The organism is Streptomyces sp. NPDC029956 (genome assembly GCF_055574655.1).
In genome coordinates this window covers 96,214-122,302 of record NZ_JBVHZJ010000017.1, presented here as the reverse complement: position 1 = coordinate 122,302, position 26,089 = coordinate 96,214, and the positions used below count along the sequence as shown (strand labels likewise).

At 70.7% G+C, this 26,089-nt stretch carries 25 protein-coding genes; 24 read left to right on the top strand and 1 reads right to left on the bottom strand.

Translation table 11 applies throughout. From position 1 onward, the window contains the following. Nucleotides 1–26: 26 nt before the first annotated feature. The 5 genes from ACZ4XX_RS16535 (at nt 27) to ftsH (ending at nt 7,973) form a co-directional block, all read left to right on the top strand. On the top strand, nt 27–1,373 hold the full coding sequence (locus ACZ4XX_RS16535) for an ammonium transporter (protein ID WP_468508609.1): 1,347 nt from the start codon (nt 27–29) through the stop codon (nt 1,371–1,373). Then, complete coding sequence (locus ACZ4XX_RS16530; protein ID WP_015036464.1) at nt 1,370–1,708, top strand: P-II family nitrogen regulator; 339 nt, start codon at nt 1,370–1,372, stop codon at nt 1,706–1,708. Before ACZ4XX_RS16535 ends, ACZ4XX_RS16530 begins: the two co-directional genes overlap by 4 nt. Nucleotides 1,709–1,750: 42 nt before the next feature. Further along, entirely contained in the window at nt 1,751–4,222 is a 2,472-nt protein-coding gene (locus tag ACZ4XX_RS16525) for a [protein-PII] uridylyltransferase (protein WP_468508608.1), read from the top strand. 117 nt (nt 4,223–4,339) lie between these two features. Continuing rightward, nucleotides 4,340–5,893: a signal recognition particle protein gene (gene ffh, locus ACZ4XX_RS16520; protein ID WP_329283498.1), complete on the top strand. Its 1,554-nt coding sequence runs from the start codon at nt 4,340–4,342 to the stop codon at nt 5,891–5,893. Nucleotides 5,894–6,047: 154 nt separating this feature from the next. After that, nucleotides 6,048–7,973 carry an ATP-dependent zinc metalloprotease FtsH gene (gene ftsH / locus ACZ4XX_RS16515; protein ID WP_468508607.1) on the top strand — a complete coding sequence of 642 codons (1,926 nt, stop codon included), beginning with the start codon at nt 6,048–6,050 and terminating at the stop codon, nt 7,971–7,973. 166 nt (nt 7,974–8,139) lie between these two features. Here ftsH and ACZ4XX_RS16510 read toward each other — a convergent pair whose 3' ends face one another. Beyond that, on the bottom strand, nt 8,140–8,865 hold the full coding sequence (locus ACZ4XX_RS16510) for a class I SAM-dependent methyltransferase (protein WP_468508606.1): 726 nt from the start codon (nt 8,863–8,865) through the stop codon (nt 8,140–8,142). Between the two features lie 361 nt (nt 8,866–9,226). Here ACZ4XX_RS16510 and ACZ4XX_RS16505 point away from each other — a divergent pair, with 361 nt between their 5' ends. The 19 genes from ACZ4XX_RS16505 to ACZ4XX_RS16415 all read left to right on the top strand — a co-directional run bounded on the left by ACZ4XX_RS16505 (nt 9,227) and on the right by ACZ4XX_RS16415 (nt 25,957). Further along, a complete protein-coding gene (locus ACZ4XX_RS16505; protein ID WP_024755886.1) occupies nt 9,227–9,820 on the top strand; it encodes a hypothetical protein in 594 nt (197 codons plus the stop codon). A gap of 155 nt (nt 9,821–9,975) precedes the next feature. Next, a complete protein-coding gene (gene rpsP / locus ACZ4XX_RS16500; RefSeq protein WP_317602091.1) occupies nt 9,976–10,419 on the top strand; it encodes a 30S ribosomal protein S16 in 444 nt (147 codons plus the stop codon). A gap of 2 nt (nt 10,420–10,421) precedes the next feature. Then, complete coding sequence (locus tag ACZ4XX_RS16495; RefSeq protein ID WP_003980229.1) at nt 10,422–10,661, top strand: RNA-binding protein; 240 nt, start codon at nt 10,422–10,424, stop codon at nt 10,659–10,661. A 120-nt stretch (nt 10,662–10,781) separates the two neighbouring features. After that, nucleotides 10,782–11,360 carry a ribosome maturation factor RimM gene (gene rimM / locus ACZ4XX_RS16490; protein ID WP_468508605.1) on the top strand — a complete coding sequence of 193 codons (579 nt, stop codon included), beginning with the start codon at nt 10,782–10,784 and terminating at the stop codon, nt 11,358–11,360. Continuing rightward, nucleotides 11,357–12,178, top strand: coding sequence for a tRNA (guanosine(37)-N1)-methyltransferase TrmD (gene trmD, locus ACZ4XX_RS16485; protein ID WP_468508604.1), 822 nt, complete (start codon nt 11,357–11,359; stop codon nt 12,176–12,178). The genes rimM and trmD overlap by 4 nt, the downstream gene beginning before the upstream one ends. 128 nt (nt 12,179–12,306) lie before the next feature. Next, the gene (gene rplS, locus ACZ4XX_RS16480; protein ID WP_053644504.1) at nt 12,307–12,657 is read left to right on the top strand and encodes a 50S ribosomal protein L19; all 351 of its coding nucleotides are present in this window, start codon (nt 12,307–12,309) and stop codon (nt 12,655–12,657) included. Nucleotides 12,658–12,726: 69 nt separating this feature from the next. Next, on the top strand, nt 12,727–13,575 hold the full coding sequence (gene lepB / locus ACZ4XX_RS16475; RefSeq protein ID WP_468508603.1) for a signal peptidase I: 849 nt from the start codon (nt 12,727–12,729) through the stop codon (nt 13,573–13,575). Continuing rightward, nucleotides 13,568–14,563 (top strand): signal peptidase I, encoded by a 996-nt coding sequence (lepB, locus tag ACZ4XX_RS16470; RefSeq protein ID WP_468508602.1) that lies wholly within the window; start codon nt 13,568–13,570, stop codon nt 14,561–14,563. The genes lepB (ACZ4XX_RS16475) and lepB (ACZ4XX_RS16470) overlap by 8 nt, the downstream gene beginning before the upstream one ends. Next, nucleotides 14,532–15,476, top strand: a complete 945-nt coding sequence (gene lepB, locus ACZ4XX_RS16465) for a signal peptidase I (RefSeq protein WP_468508639.1) — start codon at nt 14,532–14,534, stop codon at nt 15,474–15,476. Before lepB (ACZ4XX_RS16470) ends, lepB (ACZ4XX_RS16465) begins: the two co-directional genes overlap by 32 nt. 74 nt (nt 15,477–15,550) lie before the next feature. Next, nucleotides 15,551–16,327, top strand: coding sequence for a signal peptidase I (gene lepB, locus ACZ4XX_RS16460; protein ID WP_468508601.1), 777 nt, complete (start codon nt 15,551–15,553; stop codon nt 16,325–16,327). Between the two features lie 191 nt (nt 16,328–16,518). Then, on the top strand, nt 16,519–17,007 hold the full coding sequence (locus tag ACZ4XX_RS16455) for an NUDIX hydrolase (protein WP_468508638.1): 489 nt from the start codon (nt 16,519–16,521) through the stop codon (nt 17,005–17,007). Nucleotides 17,008–17,062: 55 nt separating this feature from the next. Then, nucleotides 17,063–17,371, top strand: a complete 309-nt coding sequence (locus ACZ4XX_RS16450) for a DUF2469 domain-containing protein (RefSeq protein ID WP_005311352.1) — start codon at nt 17,063–17,065, stop codon at nt 17,369–17,371. 140 nt (nt 17,372–17,511) lie between these two features. Beyond that, complete coding sequence (locus ACZ4XX_RS16445) at nt 17,512–17,877, top strand: YraN family protein (RefSeq protein ID WP_468508600.1); 366 nt, start codon at nt 17,512–17,514, stop codon at nt 17,875–17,877. 1 nt (nt 17,878) lies between these two features. Further along, nucleotides 17,879–19,501, top strand: a complete 1,623-nt coding sequence (locus ACZ4XX_RS16440; protein WP_468508599.1) for a YifB family Mg chelatase-like AAA ATPase — start codon at nt 17,879–17,881, stop codon at nt 19,499–19,501. Continuing rightward, the gene (locus tag ACZ4XX_RS16435) at nt 19,498–19,980 is read left to right on the top strand and encodes a hypothetical protein (RefSeq protein ID WP_468508598.1); all 483 of its coding nucleotides are present in this window, start codon (nt 19,498–19,500) and stop codon (nt 19,978–19,980) included. The genes ACZ4XX_RS16440 and ACZ4XX_RS16435 overlap by 4 nt, the downstream gene beginning before the upstream one ends. Then, nucleotides 19,949–21,400, top strand: a complete 1,452-nt coding sequence (locus tag ACZ4XX_RS16430) for an integrase (RefSeq protein ID WP_352276336.1) — start codon at nt 19,949–19,951, stop codon at nt 21,398–21,400. Before ACZ4XX_RS16435 ends, ACZ4XX_RS16430 begins: the two co-directional genes overlap by 32 nt. After that, nucleotides 21,397–23,214 carry a hypothetical protein gene (locus ACZ4XX_RS16425; protein WP_352276337.1) on the top strand — a complete coding sequence of 606 codons (1,818 nt, stop codon included), beginning with the start codon at nt 21,397–21,399 and terminating at the stop codon, nt 23,212–23,214. Before ACZ4XX_RS16430 ends, ACZ4XX_RS16425 begins: the two co-directional genes overlap by 4 nt. Then, nucleotides 23,211–25,418: a hypothetical protein gene (locus ACZ4XX_RS16420; RefSeq protein ID WP_468508597.1), complete on the top strand. Its 2,208-nt coding sequence runs from the start codon at nt 23,211–23,213 to the stop codon at nt 25,416–25,418. Before ACZ4XX_RS16425 ends, ACZ4XX_RS16420 begins: the two co-directional genes overlap by 4 nt. Further along, the gene (locus tag ACZ4XX_RS16415) at nt 25,415–25,957 is read left to right on the top strand and encodes a hypothetical protein (RefSeq protein WP_468508596.1); all 543 of its coding nucleotides are present in this window, start codon (nt 25,415–25,417) and stop codon (nt 25,955–25,957) included. The genes ACZ4XX_RS16420 and ACZ4XX_RS16415 overlap by 4 nt, the downstream gene beginning before the upstream one ends. The last annotated feature ends 132 nt before the right edge of the window (nt 25,958–26,089 follow it).

The window sequence follows — 26,089 nt, the reverse complement described above, 5'->3', positions numbered from 1 at the left end:
CCGCATTCGACGACGAGGAGACGCCGATGGCACCAGCCATCACGACCCTGGCAGCAGACGCCCCCGAGCTGTCCGCCGCCAACACCGGGTTCATGCTCATCTGCTCCGCCCTGGTCATGCTGATGACCCCGGCACTCGCCTTCTTCTACGGAGGCATGGTCCGCGTCAAGTCCACCCTCAACATGCTGATGATGAGCTTCATCAGCCTCGGGATCGTCACGATCCTGTGGGTGCTCTTCGGCTTCAGCCTCGCCTTCGGCACCGACTCGGGCTCGATCATCGGCTGGTCCTCCGACTACGTCGGTCTCAGCGGCATCGGCGTCACCGAACTCTGGGACGGCTACACCATCCCGGTGTACGTCTTCGCCGTCTTCCAGCTGATGTTCGCCATCCTCACCCCGGCCCTGATCAGCGGCGCCCTCGCCGACCGCGTCAAGTTCACCGCCTGGGCCCTCTTCATCACGCTCTGGGTCACCGTCGTCTACTTCCCCGTCGCCCACTGGGTCTGGGGCGCCGGCGGCTGGCTCTTCGAGATGGGCGTCATCGACTTCGCCGGCGGCACGGCGGTCCACATCAACGCCGGCGCCGCGGCCCTCGGCGTCATCCTCGTCATCGGCAAGCGCGTCGGCTTCAAGAAGGACCCGATGCGCCCGCACAGCCTCCCGCTGGTCATGCTCGGCGCCGGTCTCCTCTGGTTCGGCTGGTTCGGCTTCAACGCCGGCTCGTGGCTCGGCAACGACGACGGCGTCGGCGCGGTGATGTTCGTCAACACCCAGGTCGCCACCGCCGCCGCCATGCTCGCCTGGCTCGCCTACGAGAAGGTCCGCCACGGCTCCTTCACGACCCTGGGCGCCGCCTCCGGCGCGGTCGCCGGCCTCGTCGCCATCACCCCGTCCGGCGGCGCCGTCAGCCCGCTCGGCGCGATCGCCATCGGTGTCATCGCCGGTCTCCTCTGCGCCATGGCCGTCGGCCTCAAGTACAAGTTCGGCTACGACGACTCCCTCGACGTCATCGGCGTCCACCTCGTCGGCGGTGTCCTCGGCTCCCTCCTCGTCGGCCTCTTCGCCACCGGCGGCGTCCAGTCCGACGCCAAGGGCCTCTTCTACGGCGGCGGCCTGGAGCAGCTCGGCAAGCAGGCCGTCGGCGTCATCGCCGTCCTCGCCTACTCTCTGATCGCCTCCGCGATCCTCGCGCTCCTCATCGACAAGACGATGGGCATGCGGGTCAGCGAGGACGACGAGGTCTCCGGCATCGACCAGGTCGAGCACGCCGAGACCGCGTACGACTTCAGCGGAGCCGGTGGCGGCGCGTCCTCGCGCTCCACCGCCGCCCCCGCCCCGGCCGTCACGGAGAACAAGAAGGTGGACGCATGAAGCTCATCACCGCGGTCGTGAAGCCGCACCGGCTCGACGAGATCAAGGAGGCCCTCCAGGCGTTCGGCGTCCACGGCCTCACCGTCACCGAGGCCAGCGGCTACGGCCGCCAGCGCGGCCACACCGAGGTCTACCGGGGCGCCGAGTACACGGTCGACCTGGTCCCCAAGATCCGCATCGAGGTCCTCGTCGAGGACGAGGACGCCGAACAGCTCATCGACGTCGTCGTGAAGGCCGCCCGAACCGGCAAGATCGGAGACGGCAAGGTGTGGAGCGTGCCGGTCGAGACCGCCGTACGCGTCCGCACCGGCGAACGCGGTCCGGACGCCCTGTAGACCGCGGTCCGGACGCACCGTAAGCAACGAAGGAGCCGCCGGGTGACGAGCCTCGAAGTCAGCGAAGAGACCGAAGATTCGGGACCCGGCGGTTACGCGGCGGCCCGGCTGCTCCTCCTCCACGAGAAGGAGCGGTCCGGGCCGCCGCGCCGTGCCGCCCTCGCCCGGCTCACCGACGAGTGGCTGGCCGCGCTCTTCGCGGCCGCCGCCCCACCCCGCGGGGTCGCCCTCGTCGCCGTCGGCGGCTACGGCCGCGCCGAACTCTCCCCGCGCAGCGACCTCGACCTCCTCCTGCTCCACGACGGCAGCGCCGACAAGGCCGCGATCGCCGCCCTCGCCGACCGCATCTGGTACCCCGTCTGGGACCTCGGGCTCGCCCTCGACCACTCCGTCCGCACCGCCGCAGAGGCCCGCGCCACCGCCACCGAGGACCTCAAGGTCCACCTCGGCCTCCTCGACGCCCGGCCGATCGCCGGAGACCACGGACTCGTCGCCGCCCTGCGCACCACCGTCCTCGCCGACTGGCGGAACCAGGCCCCGAAACGCCTTCCCGAGCTCGACGCGCTCTGCCGCGAACGCGCGGAACGCATGGGCGAGCTGCAGTTCCTCCTCGAACCCGACCTCAAGGAGGCCAGGGGCGGCCTCCGCGACGCCCAGGCCCTCCGCGCCGTCGCCGCCTCCTGGCTCGCCGACGCCCCCCGCGAGGGCCTCGACAGCGCCCGTCGCCGCCTCCTCGACGCCCGCGACGCCCTCCACCTCACCACCGGCCGCGCCACCGACCGGCTCGCCCTCCAGGAGCAGGACGCCGTCGCCGCCGAACTCGGCCTCCTCGACGCCGACACCCTGCTCCGCGAGGTGTACGAGGCCGCCCGGACCATCTCGTACGCCACCGACGTGACCTGGCGCGAGGTCAACCGCGTCCTCAAGGCCCGCTCCGCCCGGCCCCGCCTCCGCGCGCTCCTCGGCGGCCGGGGCGGCGGCGCCGGGCGGGCCGCCACGGGGAAACCGCCCGTCGAACGCACCCCGCTCGCCGAAGGCGTCGTCGAGATGGACGGCGAGGTCGTCCTCGCCCGCACCGCCCGGCCCGAACGCGACCCCGTCCTGCCCCTGCGGGCCGCCGCCGCGGCCGCCCAGTCCGCCCTGCCGATCTCCCTGCACGCCGTACGCCGCCTCGCCGCCATCGCCACCCCGCTGCCCGTGCCGTGGCCCGCCGAGGCCCGTGAGGAACTCGTCACCCTGCTCGGCGCCGGCGAGGCCACCGTCCCCGTCTGGGAAGCGCTCGAAGCCGAGGGGATCGTCACCCGGCTCCTGCCCGACTGGGAACGCGTCCGCTGCCGCCCCCAGCGCAACCCCGTCCACACCTGGACCGTCGACCGCCACCTCGTCGAGACCGCCGTCCGCGCCTCCTCGCTCACCCGCCGCGTCGGCCGCCCCGACCTCCTCCTCGTCGCCGCCCTCCTCCACGACATCGGCAAGGGCTGGCCCGGCGACCACTCCGTCGCCGGCGAGACCATCGCCCGCGACCTCGCCACCCGCATCGGCTTCGACCGCACCGACGTCGCCGCCATCGCCACCGCCGTCCGCCACCATCTGCTCCTCGTCGAGACCGCCACCCGCCGCGACCTCGACGACCCCGCCACCGTCCGCGCCGTCGCCACCGCCGTCGGCACCGTCGGCACCCTGGAACTCCTGCACGCCCTCACCGAGGCCGACGCCCTCGCCACCGGACCCGCCGCCTGGTCCGCCTGGCGCGCCTCACTCGTCGCCGACCTGGTCAAACGGGTCGCCGGTGTCCTGGCGGGGGAGACCCCGCCCGACCCCGAGGCCGCCGCCCCCAGCGCCGAACAGGAACGGCTCGCCATCGAGGCCCTGCGCACCGGCGAACCCGTCCTCGCCCTCCACACCCAACCGGTCGTCGCGGAGCCCGAGGAACCCGAACCGGTCGGCGTCGAACTCGTCATCGCCCTGCCCGACCAGCCCGGCGTCCTGCCCGCCGTCGCCGGCGTCCTCGCCCTCCACCGGCTCACCGTCCGGGCCGCCGACCTCCGCGCCGTCGACCTCCCGCTCGACCTCGGCGCCGGCTCGGGACCCGTCCTCGTCCTCGACTGGCGGGTCGCCGCCGAGTACGGCTCCCTGCCCGAGGCGGCCCGGCTCCGCGCCGACCTCGTCCGCGCCCTCGACGGCTCCCTCGACATCCCCGCCCGCCTGGCCGAGCGCGAGGCCGCGTACCCCCGCCGGCGCGGCCTCACCGCCCCGCCGCCCCGCGTCACCGTCGCCGCCGCGGACTCCCGCCTCGCCACCGTCATCGAGGTCCGCGCCCAGGACGCGCCCGGCCTCCTCCACCGCATCGGCCGTGCCCTGGAGGGCGCGGCGGTACGGGTGCGGAGCGCGCACGTGTCGACACTCGGCGCCAACGCCGTCGACACCCTGTACGTGACCCGCCCCGACGGCTCCCTGCTGCCGGACGAGGAGGCGATCGACCTGGCGCGGGCGCTGGAGTCGGCGCTCCGCTGACCCCCGCTCGCACCACCCCCGCGCGCCGGATTCGGCGGGCGGGGGCACACACTTCGAGCGGCCCGATACCCTGGAGGGCAATCCGACCGCCCCCGACACCGAGGATCCGCGACCGCCGTGTTCGATACCCTCTCCGACCGCCTTGCAGCGACCTTCAAGAACCTCCGCGGCAAGGGCCGTCTGTCCGAGGCGGACATCGACGCCACCGCGCGCGAAATCCGTATCGCGCTGCTCGAAGCGGATGTCGCCCTGCCGGTCGTCCGGTCCTTCATCAAGCAGGTCAAGGAGCGCGCCCTCGGCATCGAGGTCTCGCAGGCCCTGAATCCGGCCCAGCAGGTCATCAAGATCGTCAACGAGGAGCTCGTCGGCATCCTCGGCGGCGAGACCCGGCGCCTGCGGTTCGCCAAGACCGCACCCACCGTGATCATGCTCGCCGGCCTCCAGGGTGCCGGTAAGACCACCCTCGCCGGAAAGCTCGGCCTCTGGCTCAAGGGCCAGGGCCACTCCCCGCTGCTCGTCGCCTGCGACCTCCAGCGCCCCAATGCCGTCACCCAGCTCGGCGTCGTCGCCGAGCGCGCGGGCGTGGCCTTCTACGGCCCGCAGCCGGGCAACGGCGTCGGCGACCCGGTCCAGGTCGCGAAGGACTCGATCGAGTTCGCGCGGACCAAGATGTACGACGTCGTCATCGTCGACACCGCCGGCCGCCTCGGCATCGACCAGGAGCTGATGCAGCAGGCCGCGGACATCCGCGACGCCGTCAGCCCCGACGAGGTCCTCTTCGTCGTCGACGCCATGATCGGTCAGGACGCGGTCAACACCGCCGAGGCCTTCCGCGACGGCGTCGGCTTCGACGGCGTCGTGCTCTCCAAGCTCGACGGCGACGCCCGCGGTGGTGCCGCGCTCTCCATCGCGCACGTCACCGGCAAGCAGATCATGTTCGCCTCCAACGGCGAGAAGCTGGACGAGTTCGACGCGTTCCACCCGGACCGCATGGCGTCCCGCATCCTCGGCATGGGCGACATGCTCTCCCTCATCGAGAAGGCGCAGCAGACCTTCGACGAGGAAGAGGCCGCCAAGATGGCCTCGAAGCTCGCGTCGAAGAAGGGCCAGGAGTTCACGCTCGACGACTTCCTGGCGCAGATGGAGCAGGTCCGCAAGATGGGCTCCATCTCGAAGCTCCTCGGCATGCTTCCGGGCATGGGCCAGATGAAGGAGCAGATCGCCAACATCGACGAGAAGGACGTCGACCGCACGGCCGCCATCATCAAGTCGATGACCCCGGGCGAGCGCCACGACCCGACCATCATCAACGGCTCGCGCCGCGCCCGTATCGCCAAGGGCTCCGGCGTCGAGGTCAGCGCGGTCAAGGGCCTCGTCGAGCGGTTCTTCGAGGCCCGCAAGATGATGTCCCGCATGGCCCAGGGCGGCGGCCTCCCCGGCATGCCGGGCATGCCCGGCATGGGCGGCGGCCCCGGCCGGCAGAAGAAGCAGGTCAAGCAGGCCAAGGGCAAGCGCAAGAGCGGCAACCCGATGAAGCGGAAGGCCGACGAGCAGGCGGCCGCCGAGCGCCGCGACCAGGCGCAGCAGGGCGGGGCCTTCGGTCTCCCGGCGCCGGGACAGGCCCCGAAGGACTTCGAGCTGCCGGACGAGTTCAAGAAGTTCATGAGCTGATGAGCTGACCGGGCGACGCGCCCGAGCACGGCGTGAGGGGCCCGGAGCGGTACGACACCGCTCCGGGCCCCTCTTCATCCCTCCGGACCGCCCGCGATGCCGCGTTCGTCCCGCTCTTCGATACTGGGGCCACAGCCGCCCCGAGGAGAGCCACGTGGCCAACCCTGTACCCCCGCGCGACCGGACCGACCAGCCCTGGCGCTCGGAGGGGGCCCCGCCGCCACCGCCGGCGAAGAAGAAGATGCCCGGCGGCTGGGGAGGTCTCATCCTCACCGCCCTGGTCGTCTATCTGATCGCCAACCTCGTGCTGTCGTTCTTCAACCGGGGCGACGAACCGACGATCTCGTACACCGAGTTCAGCAAGCAGGTGAACGCCGGCAACGTCACCAAGATCTACTCCAAGGGCGACGCCATCCAGGGGGAGCTGAAGAACAAGCAGCCCCTGCCCGACGGGGACGAGGGCGACTACGGCAAGTTCGAGACCCAGCGGCCCGCGTTCGCCGACGACGACCTGTGGGCGCAGCTGACCAAGCAGAACGTCACCGTCACCGCGGAGCCGGTCGTCCAGGAGCGCAGCTTCCTCGCCAACCTGCTGATCTCGCTCGCGCCGATGCTGCTGCTCGTCGTGCTGTGGATCTTCATCGCCCGCCGGATGAGCTCCGGGATGGGCGGCGCCGGCGGCATGCTGGGCCGCAAGTCCCCGCCCAAACCCGTCGAGCTGGAGGCCGGCGCCAAGCGCACCACCTTCCAGGACGTCGCCGGCATCGACGAGGTCGAGGGCGAGCTCAACGACGTCGTCGACTTCCTCAAGAACCCGCAGGCCTACCGCGAGATGGGCGCCAGGATGCCGCGCGGTGTGCTCCTCGCGGGGCCGCCCGGCACCGGCAAGACCCTGCTCGCCCGCGCCGTCGCCGGCGAGGCCGGGGTGCCGTTCTTCTCCGCCTCCGCGTCCGGGTTCATCGAGATGATCGTGGGCGTCGGCGCCTCCCGGGTCCGCGAGCTGTTCGCCGAGGCCCGCAAGGTCGCCCCCGCGATCATCTTCATCGACGAGATCGACACCATCGGCCGGGCCCGCGGCGGCGGTTCCGGGATGGGCGGCCACGACGAGCGCGAGCAGACCCTCAACCAGATCCTCACCGAGATGGACGGCTTCACCGGCTCCGAGGGCGTCATCGTCCTCGCCGCCACCAACCGCGCCGACGTCCTCGACCCCGCCCTCACCCGCCCCGGCCGCTTCGACCGGATCGTGCACGTCAACCCGCCCGACCGGGGCGGCCGCGAGGCCATCCTCAGGATCCACACCCGGGAGATCCCGCTCGCCAAGGACGTCGACCTGCAGCACGTGGCCCGCACGACCCCCGGCATGACCGGCGCGGAACTCGCCAACCTCGCCAACGAGGCCGCCCTCCTCGCCGTCAAGCGCGACCAGAGGGCCGTCACCCAGTCCGACCTCTCCGACGCCCTGGAGAAGGTCCAGCTCGGCGCCGAACGCCCGCTCGTGATGCCCGCCGACGAGCGGCGCCGCACCGCGTACCACGAGAGCGGCCACGCCCTCCTCGGCATGCTCCAGCCCGGCGCCGACCCCGTCCGCAAGATCACCATCGTGCCCCGCGGCCGCGCCCTCGGCGTGACCCTCTCCACCCCCGACTCCGACAGGTACGCCTACACCGAGGACTACCTGCGCGGCCGGATCATCGGTGCCCTCGGCGGCATGGCAGCCGAACAGGTCGTGTTCGGCGTCGTCACCACCGGCGCCGAGAGCGACCTGGAACAGGTCACCAACATCGCCCGCGGGATGGCGGGACGCTGGGGCATGAGCGAGCGCGTCGGTCGCCTCACCGCCATCCCGAGCGACGCCCAGCAGGCGTACGGCCTCTCGGCGGCCCCCGCGACCCTCGACACCGTCGACGCGGAGATGCGCCGCATCGTCGACGAGTGCTACGAGAGCGCCGTGCGGCAGCTCCGCGAGCACCGCGGCCGGCTGGACGCGCTGGCCGCCGCGCTCCTGGAGAACGAGACGCTGGAGGAGGCCGCCGCCTACCGCGCGGCGGGCATCACGCGCGCGGCGCGGGAGGACTGAGCCAGGGAGCCCGCAGTCGCGGGACCGGCGGGCTCGGAGCCCGCAGTCGCGGGACCGGCGGGCTCGGAGCCCGCTGTCACGGGACCGGCGGCCGCGGAGTCCGCTGTCGCCGAACCGTCGGCCACGGGGCCCGCTGCGACCGAGCCCGTTTCCGCGGATCCCGTTTCTACGGCACCCGGGCGACGACGTACCGGAAGACGTTCGGCATCCACACCGTGCCGTCCGCGCGCACGTGCGGGGCCAACGCCTCCTCGATCTCCTTCTCGACCTGGGAGAGCTCCGTCGCCCGCACGGCCTCGTCGAACGCACCCGTCGACAGCAGCCCGCGCACCGCGCTGCTCTCACTGGCGTACCCGAAGGGACAGGCCACCCGCCCCGCACCGGCGGGCCGCAGCCCCGCCCCGGCCGCCAGACTCTCCAGGTCGGTCCGGAGGGCCGGCCTGCGGTCCGCGAGCCGGGCCGCGACCCGCAGCACCGCCTCCGTGGAGCACCGCTCCGGCGGCCCCCAGCCGGCGAGCACGACCGTCGCGCCCGGTTGGGCCGTACGGGTGAGCGCCGCCAGCTCCGGCAGGAGCGCGTCCGTCGTGTGGAAGGCCGTGATCACGTCGTACGTGTCCCCCTCGGGGGGCTCCGCCGTGACCGTCACGCCCTCGGGGAGCCGCTCCCTCGCGAGTTCCACGCGCGCGTGGTCCCGGTCCGCGCCGGCCACCCGGGCGCCCCGCGCCGCCGCCATGAGAAGCGCCAGACCGGAGCCGCAGCGGAGGCCCAGGACCCGGGTCCCGGCGCCCACGCCGAGGCGGTCGTACACCGCCTCGTAGAGCGGGACGAGCATCCGTTCCTGGATCTCGGCCCAGTCACGCGCGGGGTGGTGCGGGACGAGCGTAGGTGTCATGGAAACGTGCCCCAATCCGTGCTCGGACGACGACCCCCCGTAGCCAGGGAACTGCGCATCCCGTGCCGCGTCCAGTGCTCGCACCGCACCGATTCGTCCGGAAGAGAGGCGACCCGGTAATGTCCCTGCCACGCTTCCCGGTCCGCTCGGGCAGCCGTTCCCCAAGGCGCGCGCGCACCACGGCTGCACGCCGGGGCGTATGCGCCACTACGCACCAGCTTGACGCCCTCTGCGTGTCTTCTCCGTAGATCGGCGCACTGGCCCTCGTCACGACACATCAACGGCAACTGACGGGTACGTGCAAAATATTTGGGATGCCCCGGAATGGAACCCGGGGGCACTTCGGCTCGTTGTACGCGACGTGAGCACGACACCACCTGTTCTCGCCGCAGAGCTGGCACAGGCGTGGGCCGACATTCAGCGGCACCACCCCGAGCTGCCCGATCTTGCCGCGCCCGAGTCCCTGATCGGAGAGTCCTCGTCCGCCTGCGGCGCCGAACTCTCCTTCGAACGACTGCTCCACGAGGCAGTCCACGGCATCGCCGCCGCCCGGGGTGTCCGCGACACCTCCCGCGCCGGCCGCTATCACAACCGCAGATTCCTCGCGATCGCCGAGGAGATGGGCCTCGACCACCCCGAGGAGCCGCACGCCAGCAGCGGCTTCTCCCTGGTCACGCTCAACCCCGAGGCGAGGCGGCGCTACCGCCCCACCATCGAGCGGCTCCAGCGCGCCCTCAAGGCCCACACGGTCGCCACGGCGGCCGACACCAAGCGCTCCTTCCGCGGACCGGCCGCCCGGCACGGCTCCTCGGGCGGCGGCGTCCGCGTCAAGGCCGTCTGCGACTGCGGACGCAACGTGCGCGTGGTGCCCTCGGTGCTCGCCCAGGCCCCGATCGTCTGCGGCGGCTGCGGCAAGCCCTTCCGTATCCCGGAGACCGTGGGCGCCGCGAGCTGACCTCGCGGTGTGTGGCACAATGGCTAGCTGTACTCGACAGTCGCACAGGACCCCTCTCTCCTCCGGCTGACGCGTCCATCGGGCATCCGAGTACCGCAACCCCACGTGGCATCTCAAAGTGCCCAACCACGTCAAGACCAGGAGACACCACTCCAGTGGCAGTCAAGATCAAGCTCAAGCGCCTCGGTAAGATCCGCCAGCCGCACTACCGCATCGTCGTCGCCGACTCCCGCACCCGTCGGGACGGTCGCGCGATCGAGGAGATCGGCCTCTACCACCCGACGTACAACCCGTCGCGTATCGAGGTCGACTCCGAGCGTGCGCAGTACTGGCTGTCCGTCGGCGCCCAGCCGACCGAGCCCGTCCTCGCCATCCTGAAGCTCACGGGCGACTGGCAGAAGGCCAAGGGCCTCCCGGCCCCCGAGAAGGCCCTGCTCGTCCCCGCGACGAAGGAGGCGAAGCGCGCCTCGTTCGACGAGTTCGCGAAGACCCTCGAGTCGGGCGACGACAAGGGTGAGGCCATCACCCAGAAGGCCAAGAAGGCCGACAAGAAGGCTGACGAGGCCGAGGCCGCGTCGACCGAGTCGACCGAGGCCTGAGCATGCTCGAGGAGGCTCTCGAGCACCTCGTGAAGGGCATCGTCGACAACCCCGACGACGTGCAGGTCGCCTCGCGCACCCTGCGTCGCGGCCGCGTGCTGGAGGTCCGGGTCCACCCGGACGACCTCGGCAAGGTGATCGGCCGCAACGGCCGCACCGCACGCGCGCTGCGTACCGTCGTGGGCGCCATCGGCGGCCGTGGAATCCGGGTCGACCTCGTCGACGTGGACCAGGTCCGCTGAGCAGGCCGGCAGCATCACCTTAGTTGTGCCGGCACGGGCCGGGGAGGGCTTACGAGCCCACCCCGGCCCGTTGTCGTTCGCGTCGTTCGTACGAGCTGTGTGACAGGAGAGTGTGGAGCAGTGCAGTTGGTAGTCGCGCGGATCGGCCGCGCCCACGGGATCAAGGGCGAGGTCACCGTCGAGGTACGCACGGACGAGCCCGAACTCAGGCTCGGCCCCGGTGCCGTACTGCTCACCGACCCGGCCTCCGCCGGGCCGCTGACCATCGAGACAGGCCGGGTGCACAGCGGCCGGCTGTTGCTGCGCTTCGAGGGCGTCCGCGATCGCACCGGCGCCGAGGCCCTGCGCAACATCCTCCTCATCGCCGAGGTCGACCCCACGGAGATGCCCGAGGAGGAGGACGAGTACTACGACCACCAGCTCATGGACCTGGACGTGGTGCTCGCCGACGGCACCGAGATCGGCCGCATCACGGAGATCTCCCACCTGCCGTCCCAGGACCTCTTCATCGTCGAGCGTCCCGACGGCACCGAGCTGATGATCCCGTTCGTCGAGTCGATCGTCACCGAGATCGACCTGGAGGAGCAGCGGGCCGTCATCGACCCGCCGCCCGGCCTGATCGACGACCGCGCCGAGATCGTCTCCTCCCGCGACGAGTCCGACGAGTCCGACGACGAGTCCGGTGAGGGCCAGGCATGAGGCTCGACGTCGTCACGATCTTCCCCGAGTACCTCGAACCGCTGAACGTCTCCCTCGTCGGCAAGGCCCGCGCACGCGGACAGCTCGACGTCCACGTCCACGACCTGCGGGACTGGACGTACGACCGGCACAACACCGTCGACGACACCCCGTACGGCGGCGGCCCCGGCATGGTCATGAAGACCGACCCCTGGGGCGACGCGCTCGACCAGACGCTCGCCGACGGCTACGAGAGCGGCGCCCACGGCCCCGTCATGGTCGTCCCGACCCCCAGCGGCCGACCCTTCACCCAGGAGCTCGCCGTCGAGCTCTCCGAGCGGCCCTGGCTGATCTTCACCCCGGCCCGCTACGAGGGCATCGACCGCCGCGTCATGGACGAGTACGCGACCCGGATGCCCGTCTACGAGGTCTCCATCGGCGACTACGTCCTCGCCGGCGGCGAGGCCGCCGTCCTCGTCGTCACCGAGGCCGTCGCCCGCCTGCTGCCGGGCGTCCTCGGCAACGCCGAGTCCCACCGGGACGACTCCTTCGCCCCCGGCGCCATGGCCAACCTCCTCGAAGGCCCCGTCTACACCAAGCCCCCCGAGTGGCGCGGCCGGGGCATCCCCGACGTCCTCCTCAGCGGGCACCACGGCAAGATCGCCCGCTGGCGGCGCGACGAGGCCTTCCGCCGCACCGCCGCCCACCGGCCCGATCTCATCGAGCGCTGCGACCCCGCCGCCTTCGACAAGAAGGACCGCGAGATCCTCTCGATGATGGGCTGGGCGCCCGAGCCCGGCGGCCGATTTTGGCGCAAGCTCGACGACGTGGAACAATAGGCCGCTGTCGTCCGTCCGGCGCGCGCCCCTGCCACAGGGGGAACGACGCCGCCAGGATCGGACGATCTTCCGAATCGCTTCGAACGTACCGCTGATGGCCTGTGGCATCAGCGAGGAAAGAGACCTCCATGGCCTCCCTGCTCGACCAGGTCAACGCGGGTTCGCTCCGCTCGGACCTCCCCGCCTTCCGTCCCGGCGACACCGTGAACGTCCACGTGCGCGTCATCGAAGGCAGCCGCTCGCGTATCCAGCAGTTCAAGGGCGTCGTCATCCGTCGCCAGGGTTCGGGCGTCAGCGAGACCTTCACGGTCCGCAAGGTCTCGTTCTCCGTCGGCGTCGAGCGCACCTTCCCGGTGAACAGCCCGATCTTCGAGAAGATCGAGCTCGTGACCCGCGGTGACGTCCGTCGCGCCAAGCTCTACTACCTCCGTGAGCTGCGCGGCAAGGCTGCCAAGATCAAGGAGAAGCGCGACCGCTGAGCTCAGGCTCCCGGCACGCTCGACGCTTCCGAGCCCTCGCACAGGCAGTCCGGATAGGCTCTGCCACCGATGGACACCGAAGCACAGCACACGGAGCGCGACCCCTCTTCCGGTACGGAGGACGGGTCGCGCTCCGCGCGCGTTTCCGAGGACACGAACGGCGCGAACGGCGCGAGGGACACGGGGGACACGGGGGACACGGGGGACGCGGCGGGCGCCGGGAGCGCGAGGAGCACCTCCTCCTGGCGGCGCACGGCCTTCGTCGGCGGCGCCTGCGTGACCTTCCTGCTGCTCCTGAGCCACTTCGTGATGCAGCCCTTCCTGATCCCCAGCCGTTCCATGGAACCGACCCTCCAGGTCGGCGACCGGATCCTGGTCAACAAGCTGGCGTACCGTTTCGGCAACGAGCCGGGCCGGGGCGACGTCGTCGTCTTCGACGGCACCGGCTCCTTCGTGCGGGAACAGCCCCCGGGCAATCCCGTCACCGGTCTCCTGCACGACGGGGCGGCCGCCCTCGGTCTCGCCGAACCCGACGAGACCGACTTCGTGAAGCGGGTCGTCGGCATCGGCGGCGACCGGGTCGTCTGCTGCGACAAGAACGGCCGGCTCACCGTCAACGGCGTCCCCGTCGAGGAGCGTTACGTGATGCTCGGCGACCGGCCGTCCAGCGTGCCCTTCGACATCGTCGTCCCGCAGGACAGGCTCTGGGTCATGGGCGACCACCGCAGCCAGTCCAGCGACTCCCGCGACCACCTCGGCAGCCCCGGCGGCGGCATGGTCCCCGTCGACAAGGTCGTCGGCCGCGCCGACTGGATCGCCTGGCCCTTCGGCCGCTGGACCACGGTCCAGGAGACCGATGCCTTCGGCGCCGTACCCGCCGCGCCGGCAGGAGGACACGGGACGGCACCCCATGGGTAGCAGGGGACGCCCTCCGGGCGGCTCCGGGCGTGCCTTCGACCCGGGGCCCGAGCAGGCCACGCCCCTGCCGGGCCGGGCCGAGCGGCGCAAGCTGGCCCGCAAGGTCCAGCGGCGCAGGCAGCGTTCCGCGATCCGCGAGATCCCCATCCTGATCACGGTGGCCGTCCTCATCGCGCTCGTCCTGAAGACCTTCCTGGTCCAGGCGTTCGTCATCCCCTCCGGCTCCATGGAACAGACGATCCGCATCTCCGACCGGGTCCTCGTCGACAAGCTCACGCCCTGGTTCGGCTCCCGCCCGCAGCGCGGCGACGTCGTCGTCTTCAAGGACCCCGGCAACTGGCTCCAGCAGGAGGCCACGCCGCCCGCCGACGACCCGGTCGGCGTCAAGCAGGCCAAGCAGGTCCTCACCTTCATCGGGCTGCTGCCCTCCGCCGACGACCGGGACCTCATCAAGCGGGTCGTGGCCGTCGGGGGCGACACCGTCCGCTGCTGCGGCAAGGACGGGCGGCTCACCGTCAACGGCGTACCGCTCGATGAGCCGTACCTGCACCCGGGCAACGAACCGTCGACCATCCCCTTCGAGGTGAAGGTCCCGCAGGGCCGGATCTTCGTCCTCGGCGACCACCGCTCCGACTCGGCCGACTCCCGCTTCCACCTCGACGAGAAGGACCACGGCACGGTCTCCGAGGAGCAGGTCGTGGGCCGCGCCGTGGTGATCGCCTGGCCCGTCGCACACTGGCGCGGCCTGGAGGAACGCGCGACGTTCGCCGCCGTACCGGACGCCCGTGCGACTTCCGGGACCGCGCTCGGTGCGTCGCATAGTGTGTCCCAGCGGAATCTCAACGGATTCTCCGGGCTCCCGACCCCTGCGGAACTTCTGCTCGTTATGGGAGTGGTGGGCCTGTCCCTGTTCCGGGGCAGGCGATCGCACGGACTGAGGAGTGGATGTGGGGGATTTGGCCGTCGGCGCACGATCCGGACACGATGAGCCCGACAAGAGGGCCGGCGGGGCCTTCGGCGATGACACGACGGGTGACGACGTGACGGATGACGGGCAGGCGCAGCCGCCGGGTGGCGGGGCGCCGGACGGTGGGACACCTGACGACGGCGACGAGGCGACGGGCGGCTCCGGGGGCCCCAGGAAGCCGCGTTCCTTCTGGAAGGAACTGCCCCTTCTCGTCGGCATCGCGCTCGTCCTCGCCCTGCTGATCAAGACCTTCCTGGTGCAGGCGTTCTCGATCCCGTCGGAATCGATGATGAACACCCTCCAGCGGGGCGACCGGGTCCTCGTCGACAAGCTGACCCCCTGGTTCGGCTCCGAGCCCGAGCGCGGCGAGGTCGTCGTCTTCCACGACCCGGGCGGCTGGCTCGAGGGCCAGGAGACGCCCACGCCCAACGTGGTGCAGAAGTTCCTCAGCTTCATCGGCCTCATGCCGTCCGCCGAGGAGAAGGACCTCATCAAGCGGGTCATCGCCGTCGGTGGCGACACCGTCTCCTGCAAGGAGGGCGGCAAGGTCATCCTCAACGGCGTGGCGCTGGACGAGACCTCGTACCTCTACCCCGGCTCCGTGCCCTGCCAGGACTCCTTCGGCCCGATCAAGGTCCCCGAGAACCGCATCTGGGTCATGGGCGACAACCGCCAGAACTCCCTCGACTCCCGCTTCCACCAGCAGCTCCCCGGTGGCGGCACCGTCTCCGACGACGAGGTCGTGGGCCGCGCGGTCGTGATCGCCTGGCCCGTCACCCGCTGGGCCACCCTCCCGGTGCCCGAGATCTTCGACAACCCCGCGCTCGACAAGGCCATGGCCGCCGCCCCGCTCGGCGCGGCCGGTCTCGCCGGAGCGCTCCCGCTGGTCCTGTGGCGCCGGAAGAAGGTCGCCGCACGGCATACCGCCGAGTAGTGACCCGCAGGTAGGGTGCCGTCCCGGACCGTCGACAGACCAACGGTCCGCCGACAGACCTGCGGGGTGCGCACATGAGCGGAAACATACGGACCAAGGGCGGCCACGGCCGCCTCGGCAGCGCGCTGTCGGGGCTGGCCGTGGCCGTCGGCTGTGTGCTCTTCCTCGGAGGCTTCGTCTGGGGAGCCCTGCTCTACCAGCCGTACTCCGTCCCCACCGACTCCATGACCCCCACCCTCGACGTCGGATCCAAGATCCTCGCCCAGCGCGTCGACGGCGACGAGGTGCGGCGGGGAGACGTCGTCGTCTTCACCGACCCCCTCTGGGGCAACACGCCCATGGTCAAGCGGGTCGCCGCCGTCGGCGGCGACACCGTCGCGTGCTGCGGCGCGGACGGCCGCCTCACCGTCGACGGCGAGCCCGTCGACGAGCCCTATCTGCGGCCCGGACCGGGCGGCCGGACCATCGCCTCCGGCACCGAGTTCTCCGTCACCGTCCCGGCCGGCAACCTCTTCCTCCTCGGCGACGACCGGCACACCTCGCTCGACTCCCGTACGCACATGGAGGAGGCCGGACAGGGCTCCGTGCCCCGCTCCTCCGTGGTCGCCAGGGTCGACGCCGTGGTCTGGCCCGCCAAGGGCCTCCTGGACCGCCCCACGGGCTTCGCCGGCCTCCCCGGCGGGATCTCGGAACCCGGACCCGTCATGCCCCTCCTGGGCGCGATCGCGGCCGGAGCCGTACTGGTGCTGGCCGGGGGAGCGTACGGGCCGGTCGTACGGCGGGTGGGCCGGCTGACGAAGCGTCGGCCGGCGGGCACCGCCCCCGGGACGCGGGAGAAGGTGGGTACATGACGGACTCCGCGGCACGGCAGACGCAGGCACCCGGTGCCGAGCAGGGCGAGGAGTCCGGTGTCGCGCCGGTCGGTGAGTCCGGGGCCGCACCGGTCGGTGAGTCCGGTGTCGCGCCGGGCGGGGAGTCGGGTGTCGCGCCGGTCGGTGAGTCCGGGGCCGCACCGGGTGCCGGTCCGGGTGCCGATCCGCGGGTGGAGGTACGGCGGGTCGCGCGGGTCGTCCTGCTCGACCCCGACGACCGCATCCTCCTCATGCACGGGTACGAGCCCGGCCACCCCGATCAGACCTGGTGGTTCACGCCCGGCGGCGGGCTCGAGGGCGACGAGACCCGGCGGGAGGCGGCCCTGCGCGAGCTCGCCGAGGAGACCGGCATCACCGACATCGACCTCGGCCCCGTGCTGTGGACGCGGTACTGCTCGTTCCCCTTCGACGGGCGCCGCTGGGACCAGGACGAGTGGTACTACCTCGCCCGCACCCGGAGGACCGAGGCCGCGCCCCGGCCCCAGGCCCTCACCGAGCTGGAGAGCCGCAGCCTCGCGGGCCTCAGATGGTGGACCTCCGCCGAACTGTCGGCGGCCCGTGAGACGGTGTACCCGACCAGACTCGCCGAGCTGCTGCGCACGCTGCTCGACGAGGGACCTCCGCGTGCACCGGTGGTTCTCGCCCCGGAAATCGTTTAGGGGCGCGTCCGCCTGGCGCACAATAGGGGGACGCACGGCTGAAGGGGAACATGCCATGAGCGCCGAGGACCTCGAGAAGTACGAGACCGAGATGGAGCTGAAGCTCTACCGGGAGTACCGCGATGTCGTCGGGCTGTTCAAATACGTGATCGAGACCGAGCGGCGCTTCTACCTCACCAACGACTACGAGATGCAGGTGCACTCGGTCCAGGGTGAGGTCTTCTTCGAGGTGAGCATGGCCGATGCATGGGTCTGGGACATGTACAGACCGGCCAGGTTCGTCAAGCAGGTCCGTGTCCTCACCTTCAAGGACGTGAACATCGAGGAGCTCAACAAGAGCGACCTCGAACTCCCCGGCAGCTGAACCGAGCTCGCCCGAACCCGCCCGGCCTGCCCCGACCTCGCCCGCAGGGGGGAGCGGCTTTTCCACAGGCCGTCCGCCGTCCACAGCGCCGCACGCGATCCCACCGCCTCCGTCACATTCGGTGACGGAGGTGGTACCGCATGAACAGGACCCAAGCACTCGGACGGTACGGAGAAGAGCTGGCCACCCGCCTGCTCACCGCGACCGGCATGCACATCCTCGCCCGCAACTGGCGCTGCGGCCGGACCGGCGAGATCGACATCGTCGCCCGCCACGGAGACACCCTCGTCATCTGCGAGGTCAAGACCCGGCGCGACGGCGCGTTCGAGCACCCGATGGCCGCCGTCACGCCCCGCAAGGCGGACCGGCTCCGACGTCTCGCCGCCTGCTGGCTCGACCGCAACGGCGCCCCGGCCCCGCTCGGCGGCGTCCGCATCGACCTCATCGGCATCGTCCTGCCCCGCCGCGGCGCCCCGCTCCTCACCCACGCCCAGGGGGTGGCCTGAGATGGGATTCGCCCGCACCTGCTCCGTCGCCCTCGTCGGCGTCGAAGGCGTCGTCGTCGAGGTGCAGGCCGACCTCGAACCCGGCGTCGCCGCCTTCACCCTCGTCGGCCTCCCCGACAAGAGCCTCAGCGAGAGCCGCGACCGGGTCCGCGCCGCCGTCGTCAACTCCGGCGCCGAATGGCCCCAGAAGAAACTCACCGTCGGACTCAGCCCCGCATCCGTGCCGAAGGGCGGATCGGGTTTCGACCTCGCCGTTGCGGCGGCCGTGCTCGGCGCCGCCGAGCGCATCGACCCGCGCGCCATCGCCGACCTGGTCCTCATCGGCGAACTCGGCCTCGACGGACGGGTCCGGCCCGTCCGCGGCATCCTCCCCGCCGTCCTCGCCGCCGCCGACGCCGGGTACCGCCAGGTCGTCGTCCCCGAACAGACCGCCGGCGAGGCCGCCCTCGTCCCCGGCCTGTCCGTCCTCGGCGTCCGCAGCCTCCGCCAGCTCATCGCGGTTCTCACCGACGAACCCGTCCCCGAGGAGGAACCCACCGACGCCGGTCGGCCCGACGCCATGCTCGCCGGACTCCTCGTCCCCGGCGCCGGCCTCGGCACCGGACTCGCCGCCGACCCCACCGATGCCTCCGAGGGCCCCGACCTCGCCGACGTCGCCGGCCAGCACCGGGCCCGCCGCGCCCTCGAAGTCGCCGCCGCGGGCAGCCATCACCTCCTGCTGTCCGGCCCACCCGGCGCCGGGAAGACGATGCTGGCGGAGCGGCTCCCCGGTCTCCTCCCGCCCCTCACCCGGCAGGAGTCCCTCGAAGTCACCGCCGTCCACTCCGTCGCCGGTCTCCTCCCGCCCGGCGAACCCCTCGTCCGTCGCGCCCCCTACTGCGCACCCCATCACTCCGCGACCATGCAGTCCCTCGTCGGCGGCGGAAACGGCCTCCCCAGGCCCGGCGCCGTCTCCCTCGCCCACCGGGGCATCCTCTTCCTGGACGAGGCACCGGAGTTCTCCGGAAAGGCCCTCGACGCCCTCCGCCAACCCCTCGAATCCGGGCACGTCGTCATCGCCCGAGCCGCCGGAGTCGTCCGTCTCCCCGCCCGCTTCCTCCTCGCCCTCGCCGCCAACCCCTGCCCTTGCGGACGCCACACGCTGAACGGCGCCGGCTGTGAATGCCCTGCCGCACTCGTCCGCCGCTACCAGGCACGCCTCTCCGGACCCCTCCTCGACCGCGTCGACCTCCGCGTCGAGGTCGAACCCGTCACCCGCTCCGACCTCCTCGGCCGAGGAAGCCGCGGCGAGACCACCGAGACCGTCGCCGACCGCGTCCGCGAAGCCCGCGACCGCGCCGCCGCCCGCCTCGCCGACACTCCGTGGAACGCCAACGGCGAGATCCCCGGACACGAACTCCGCACCCGCTACCTCGCCGCCCCCGGAGCCCTCGCCATCGCCGAACGCGACATCGAACGCGGACGCCTCACGGCCCGCGGCCTCGACCGGGTCCTCCGCGTCGCCTGGACCGTCGCCGACCTCGCCGGACACGACCGCCCCGAGAACGAGGACATCGCCCTCGCCCTCGAACTGCGCACCGGCATCGCCCGCGGCGTGCCCGTCGGAGCGGGGGACCGGCCATGACGACTCCCGACTCCCGGCCCGGCACCCCCCACCCCGGCACCCCCCATCCCGGCACGCCCGACCCCGGCACCTCCGCCCCCCGCCCCGGCACCCCCGGCTCCGCGGCCACGGACGAGCGGCTGGCCCGGGCCACGCTCAGCCGCGCCGTCGAGCCCGGCGACGAACACGCCGGCCGCTGGCTCCGGCGCTACGGAGCCACCGGCTTCCTCGACCGGCTCCTCGACACCACACCGTCTCCCCGAGGAGACGGTCACGCCGACCCCTTCCCCGGCACCGGACCGAAGCGCGTCGCCTCCTGGCGACTTCGCGCCACCGCCGCCGACCCCGCCCGCGACCTCGACACCATCCACGACCTCGGCGGACGCTTCCTCGTCCCCGGCGACTTCAACTTCTGTGGACATACTCTGTGTTGCCCCAGGAGGAGTTGCGACGGAGAGGTTCTGTGTTGTGGACGAGTGGTGGCTCTTCTGGACGGGTGATGGGGGTACGCCGAAGGAGGACGAGGTACCTGGGTGGGGTGATCTGCCGGAGCGGGAGAAGGCGCTGAGGTTCCGCGATCGGCAGCCGATCCTGGTCTCGCCGGAAGGGAGGGTCGATCCTCGACTGAGCAAGATCTTTCGACGGTCGGCGTTCTCCGCCAAGGCGGAGGGGACTCAGGAGACCTACGCGCCGATCTACCGGGTGTTCTTCACGTTCCTTTGGCAGCGTGGCCTGAACTGGGACGAGGCAGTGCCTGAGGACCTGGAGGACTGGGAGGAATGGCGCCGTCGGGCTGCGGCGAACCCGGAGAAGATCGGCGGCGCCACCTGGGCCAAGGAACTGGCGGCCCTGACGCTCTTCTACAAGATCGCCTGCGGCCAGGGGTTCGCGGAGGTCAACCCGGTGCTGATGCGTTCGGTTCGCACGTCGGACGGAGGTGAGGCCGAGGTCGCGGAGCTAGCGCCCAACGACGTGGTCTATTCCGACGTGAAGTGGCTGACGCCGAGGGCCTTCCGTTTGTGGCGGAACGTCGGTCTGGGCGGCATGCTGCCGAGCGGTCTGGAGGACGAGACGTGGCGGGGCCGGCTTGGCGGGCGTGACTGCGCTTTCGCGGACTTGACGTATTCGAGCGGCATGAGGCGCCGTGAGGCCGGGACGATCCTGACCTGTGAGATTCCCAAGCTCGGCCGTCAGAACTACTACTCGGGGAAGGTGGGCCACAAGATCGCCAAGCGGGCGGGGCACACGTTCTACGCCAGTCACGCGGCTCTGCAGAGGGTGGAGGGCTACAGGCTGAGCACGCGGGCGGAGGCGGTGCGGGTTGCGCAGGCTCGGGGTGCGTACGACGACCTGCCGGGCCAGAGGATCATCTACAAGATCACGCGGCGGAGAAGCGTTTTGTGGACCGAGCGGGACGGCCGCCGGGGTGAGGGCTCCCTGGACACGCTCACGGCCGCGGACCGGCTCAGGCTCTACATCCGTACCGAGGAAGGTCTTGAGCCCGCGATGCTGTGGTTGACGGAGAGCGGTATGCCGTTCTCCTACAAGAACTGGACCAAGGTCTTCGAGCGGGCGAGCGATCGCTGCGAGGCTCTGGGGCTCGACGTGTTCGCCACCCCGCACATGCTGCGGCACTCGATGGCCCTGCGGGTTCTGGTGTCGCTGCACAACGCGCTCGACCGCCGGCTGGGCCTGACGCCAGCTGAACGCCGGCACTACGAGGACGTCTACGGGCCGGTCTGGTCGATGGTCAAGGACATGCTCGGACACAAGAACGAGCAGGTCACCAGGGACATCTACCTTGAGCCCGTGGGCGGGCTGCAGCTGGATTCTCTCCTCAATGACGAGGACAATCCGGTCGACGCGGAGAAGATCGCCGAGCTGGCGGCCCGCACCGGCTTGATCCTGGATGCGGCGTGAAGGGGCCGGGGCGGGGGCGGCGGGCGGCCCTGCCTCCGGAAGGGTGGGAACGAGAGGCGGTTCTCGATCCGACGGGCCTGGTCGTCCGGGCGGTCGGTGAGAAGGGCGAGGACCTGGGCACCTGGGACTTCAGCGACGCACCCGGGCCTGAAGGTCTGCGTCTTGAGCTGGTGGAACTGCTGGCCCGGCACGGCCGGGCGCGTTGGACCAGCGAAGCCACTTATGGGACTGCGTCGAAGGTTCTGCGCAAGCTCTTGCGAGATGCTGCGGCGGCTGAGCCGCCGATCACTGCGGTTGACCAGATCAACGTGTTCTGGTGGAAGTCCTGGAGCCAGGACGTCACCAGCCGCCGGTTCTTCGGCTCGGTACTCCAGGCGAGTTCGCGGCTGCCGGCCGAGACACGCTCCTTCATGGCGGTTCCGCGCCGCAGACCTGCTGCTGAGAAGAAGAAGGAGGCGCCCAAGCGTGCTCACTCGAAGGCGGATCTGAAGACGGTCCGTGACGCAGCCGCCGCGACGGTGCGGTCGGCTCGCTTGCGCATCGAGAAGAACGTCGCGCTCATGGAACGGTGGCGCGATGGGGCACTGGCCGAGGGGAGCCCGGACTGGGCCTGGGGGCAGATGCTGGACCACATCAGTCGCACCGGGGACGTTCCGCGCTACGGGGGCAAGAACCGCGTTCTGGCTAATGAGACGCGTCGTTTGATGGGTGATGAAGGCGTCGCGAGCGTCCTTGCCAGGCTGTTTCCTACGGTCCAGGAGATCGGTGCGGCTTCTGTGCTGCTGATCGTTCATGAGGGCTGGAATCTGTCCGTGCTGAGGAAGATGAAGGTGCCGTCGTTTCCGAACGCGGACGGAGATTCCGCCTCGCCGGCGGTCCACCGGCTGGCCACGGACAAGGCCCGCCGCGGCAAGAGACGCCGCCATAACAGCAACAATCTCGTCGATGCGGGGGAGGGCAGCAGCGGCTGGGCGATGAGACAGATCCTGGACCTGACTCGGCAGGCCAGGCTGACCCTGGAGAAGCTGGGACGGCCCAGCCCGATGCTTCTCCTCGCCCGGCGAGGACGCGGTGGACCGGAGAATCTGGGCTCGCTGCGAGACGGCAGCGCTCTTGAGCAGGCGATCGTCGACTGGGCCCGTGGCCAACGGGCGTCGGGAGTCCGCCTTCCGCCCAGGATCAGTGCTCAACCGCTGAGGCACAGCGCTCAGGTCCATCACGGCCGGGCCCGGAACAACACCCCGGCCACTCAGGACAAGGACTACCTACTCAAGGACGAGACGGTCCGAGAGGACTCACGTGACGTCGTGGAAGCTGGTCTGGCCAAGGCTGTCGAGCACGCCCGGGAACGGGTGAAGATGCGGCTGGTCGCTCACGCCACCGGCGACACGGAGTACGACGCCGAGCAGGTCGCCAAAGCCGCGGGCGTCGACCGCGAGACCGCGATGAGCATCGTGAAGGGCCAGCTGAAGACGCCGGTCGCCTCATGCGCCGACTACGAGAATTCCGACTTCGGCCCGACCGGGAAACCCTGTGGGGTCTCCTTCCTGCTGTGTTTCGGCTGCCGCAACGCGGTGGCGACCACGCGTGATCTGCCGCGGATCGTCTATCTGCACCGTGTCATCGAGGGGCTCCGCTCGACTTTGACGGCAGCCACCTGGGCGGCCGACTGGCAAGGCCATCACGACCGCGTCTCCGACTTCCTGAACAACTACGCCAGCGGTGAGGACGGCAGAGCAGAACTTCTGTCCACCCTGGCCCAGGCGGACCGCGACCTCATCGACCGCATGCTCGACAGGAGACTCGATCCGTGACCTCGACCGCGCTGGCCGACGGCATCCGCCTGGCCGATCCAGCACCCCACGACCTGGCCCTGCCCGCTCACCGGGTCCGTTCCAACATCCCCGAGGACCAGTTGCCCCGTTTCCGGGACCTGACCTGGCGTCTTTCCTGCATGACCCACAAGGACACGGTCAAGCCCGAGATCGTCAACTGGGCCCGCTGCCCAGAGCCGCTGCGGGCCTCGCTGATGCGGGTGGGCTGGGCCGTCATGAACATCCCCGCCCCCGAGGTGCTGCTGCGCGAGACCGCTTCCCGGAAGGTGATGTCGCCCAGGGCCCTGCGGCTCACCTTCAGCTTCTGGATCGATTTCGCCGACTGGCTCGTGAAGCAGGGCATCACCGAACTCGCCGCGGTGACCGGAGAGGATCTGGGTGAGTACGCGGAGCACATCCGCACCTATGGAAGATCGTGGGACCACGACCAGAGGGCGGCGAAGACCCTCACCCGGATCTGGGGATACGCGCCGTTCCTGCTGCCGCAGGACCGCCTCGTGATGCCTCCCTGGGAGGATCCGGCAGCTGTCATGAGCGACTTCCTCGGCACGAAGGACACCCCGAGCGACGGCGAGAACAACATTCCGATCGTCCACCCGGCGGTGATGTCGCCTCTGCTGGTCTGGTCGCTGCGGATGGTCCTCGATCTGGGGCCGGACATTCTGGCCGCCTGGCGCGAACGCCGGCGCTTGCTCGACCGCACCCGGGAGGCATCGCCCCGCGGGGACAGCCAGGTGGTCGTCGACTACCTGCAAGGGCTGATTGCTCAGGGCAAGCCGTTGCCGGGATTCTCAGGCTTCCAGGAAGACGCGATCAAGGCCAGCGTCCGGTCCCGGGGCGGCAAGGGGATCCTGCCCTCCCTCAACCGTCAGTTCATCGCTGGCACCCTCGGGGTCCACGCCGACCAGGTCACCGTTGCCCAGCGGCGTCTTCGGCACGAGCTGGAGCCCCACCATTTCGGCCTGGACGCCCCCCTCGACGTCCCGATCACGAGCCGGATCGCGGACCGGCCCTGGACCGATTCGCTGGACTTCGACGAGATCACCTTCCTGGTCCTGCACCTGTCCACGGCATCGCTGATCACAACCGCCTACTTGTCCGGAATGCGTCCTGAGGAAGTACTGCACCTGACCAGAGGCTGCTGCACGCGCGAGGAACGCGAGGACGGCACCTCCCGCTACAAGATCACGGGCCGGCACTTCAAAGGCGTCACCGACGACGACGGCAACGCGATTCCCGAGGGTGAGATCCGCCCCGATCCCTGGGTGGTCCTCGAGTTCGTGGCGCGGTCCATCGCCGTGGTCGAGGAACTGGAGAGCGGCGACTTGCTCTTCTCCCGCAGCTTCTCCAGGGGGCACCGGCCTTCAACGGAGGGCGGCGACGCAGTCCCCAGCGAAATGGCCACCAAGCGCATCGCGAGCTTCATCGCCTGGGCGAACCAACAGGCCATCCGCCACGACCGCCCGCACGAGCTGATCCCGGAAGACCCTGAGGGCCCGGTCGTCCTGCGGCGGTTCCGGCGGACCATCGCCTGGTTCATCCACCGCCAGCCAGGCGGACGCATCGCTCTGGGAGTGCAGTTCGGCCACGCCGCGACGCTGATCGGAGAGTCGTACGCGGGACGCTCGAAAGCGGACATGCTCGAGCTCCTCGACTTCGAGAAGGGCCTGGCCCTGGCCGACGCCCTCGCCGAAGCACGCGAACGCATCGCTGATGGCGAGAGCGTCAGCGGGCCCGCAGCCGGCCGCTACATCTCCGCCGCGACAGAGTTCGAAAACCGATACGCCGGCACCTACCTGGGCAAACGAGAACTCCGGGCCCTGGTGAAGAACCCGAAACTACAGGTCTATGAAGACCCGAAAGCCTTCCTGACCTGCAACTTCGATGCCTTCAAAGCCCTCTGCGACCCCGACCTCGAACTCGGCCAGAGCAACACCGGCAGACGACGGACCCCCGATCGGACCCGCTGCCAGCTGGCCTGCCCGAACATCAGCCGCACCGACTCCCACATCGCGAGCATCCAGGCAGAGATCGACAAGATCGACGCAGACGCCGCAGCCGGACTCGACCCCTATCCCATCGCACGTCGGGAGCAACAACGGCGAGCCGTCTTCGTCGAGATCGTCGAGCGGCACCAGAGCAGCGCGATCCCAGGCAGCCCGAGCAGTGAGAAGACCCGATGAACCCGGTTCAGAACCCCGACGCAACGACGGAACCCGCTACTGAGGGAGAACGACGAGGCCAGGCTGCCACCATCGCTGAAACAGTCGGAGCAGTCCTCGCCCACGCTGCCGACGCCCTCCAGCAGGGGACCGCCGCTGACGCCGCAGAGATCCAGATGATCACCGATGCCATGGTCCGTCTCCTGGTAGGCGCACCGCTTCGCTCCGACGGAAAACTCACGATCAAGACGTTGGCGGAGGAAGCCGGCCTGCGGCGGAACAAACTCACCCACAAACACACCGGCCTCAAAGACCTCTTCTATGCACTAGTCAAGGCCCAGCAGACCTCGCCGCAGCCCTTCACCGATAAAGAACGAGATGCGAGCGTGAAGCAGAAGAAGGACCTCGCCCGAGTCCGCGCAGAGCGCGACGGCCTCCGAAGCAAGGTTCAACAGATGGCACGGGTCATCCATGTCCTCGAAGTCGAAAACCACCAGTTGAGGCAGGCGCCGACATCCCATGGCGTTGTTCAGGTCTTCCCCGGCTCCCGCAGAAGATGAATGCCCATCGAATCGGCCAGGTTGCAATTTCAGTGAGATGGCCTCCGGTGAGAGCACTGGACTGCCGGAGATAATCCACGCAGCGTTCCCGCGGGCCGCTAAGCCGGTGAGGTTAACCTCGCCTCACCGGCT

Bases quoted from the DNA above. Each gene is read 5' to 3' on its own strand.
- ACZ4XX_RS16535 (WP_468508609.1), top strand. From the start codon at position 27: ATGGCACCAGCCATCACGACCCTGGCAGCAGACGCCCCCGAGCTGTCC.
- ACZ4XX_RS16530 (WP_015036464.1), top strand. From the start codon at position 1,370: ATGAAGCTCATCACCGCGGTCGTGAAGCCGCACCGGCTCGACGAGATC.
- ACZ4XX_RS16510 (WP_468508606.1), bottom strand. From the start codon at position 8,865: ATGACACCTACGCTCGTCCCGCACCACCCCGCGCGTGACTGGGCCGAG.
- ACZ4XX_RS16495 (WP_003980229.1), top strand. From the start codon at position 10,422: ATGCTCGAGGAGGCTCTCGAGCACCTCGTGAAGGGCATCGTCGACAAC.
- trmD (WP_468508604.1), top strand. From the start codon at position 11,357: ATGAGGCTCGACGTCGTCACGATCTTCCCCGAGTACCTCGAACCGCTG.
- rplS (WP_053644504.1), top strand. From the start codon at position 12,307: ATGGCCTCCCTGCTCGACCAGGTCAACGCGGGTTCGCTCCGCTCGGAC.
- lepB (WP_468508603.1), top strand. From the start codon at position 12,727: ATGGACACCGAAGCACAGCACACGGAGCGCGACCCCTCTTCCGGTACG.
- lepB (WP_468508602.1), top strand. From the start codon at position 13,568: ATGGGTAGCAGGGGACGCCCTCCGGGCGGCTCCGGGCGTGCCTTCGAC.
- lepB (WP_468508601.1), top strand. From the start codon at position 15,551: ATGAGCGGAAACATACGGACCAAGGGCGGCCACGGCCGCCTCGGCAGC.
- ACZ4XX_RS16450 (WP_005311352.1), top strand. From the start codon at position 17,063: ATGAGCGCCGAGGACCTCGAGAAGTACGAGACCGAGATGGAGCTGAAG.
- ACZ4XX_RS16445 (WP_468508600.1), top strand. From the start codon at position 17,512: ATGAACAGGACCCAAGCACTCGGACGGTACGGAGAAGAGCTGGCCACC.
- ACZ4XX_RS16440 (WP_468508599.1), top strand. From the start codon at position 17,879: ATGGGATTCGCCCGCACCTGCTCCGTCGCCCTCGTCGGCGTCGAAGGC.
- ACZ4XX_RS16435 (WP_468508598.1), top strand. From the start codon at position 19,498: ATGACGACTCCCGACTCCCGGCCCGGCACCCCCCACCCCGGCACCCCC.
- ACZ4XX_RS16415 (WP_468508596.1), top strand. From the start codon at position 25,415: ATGAACCCGGTTCAGAACCCCGACGCAACGACGGAACCCGCTACTGAG.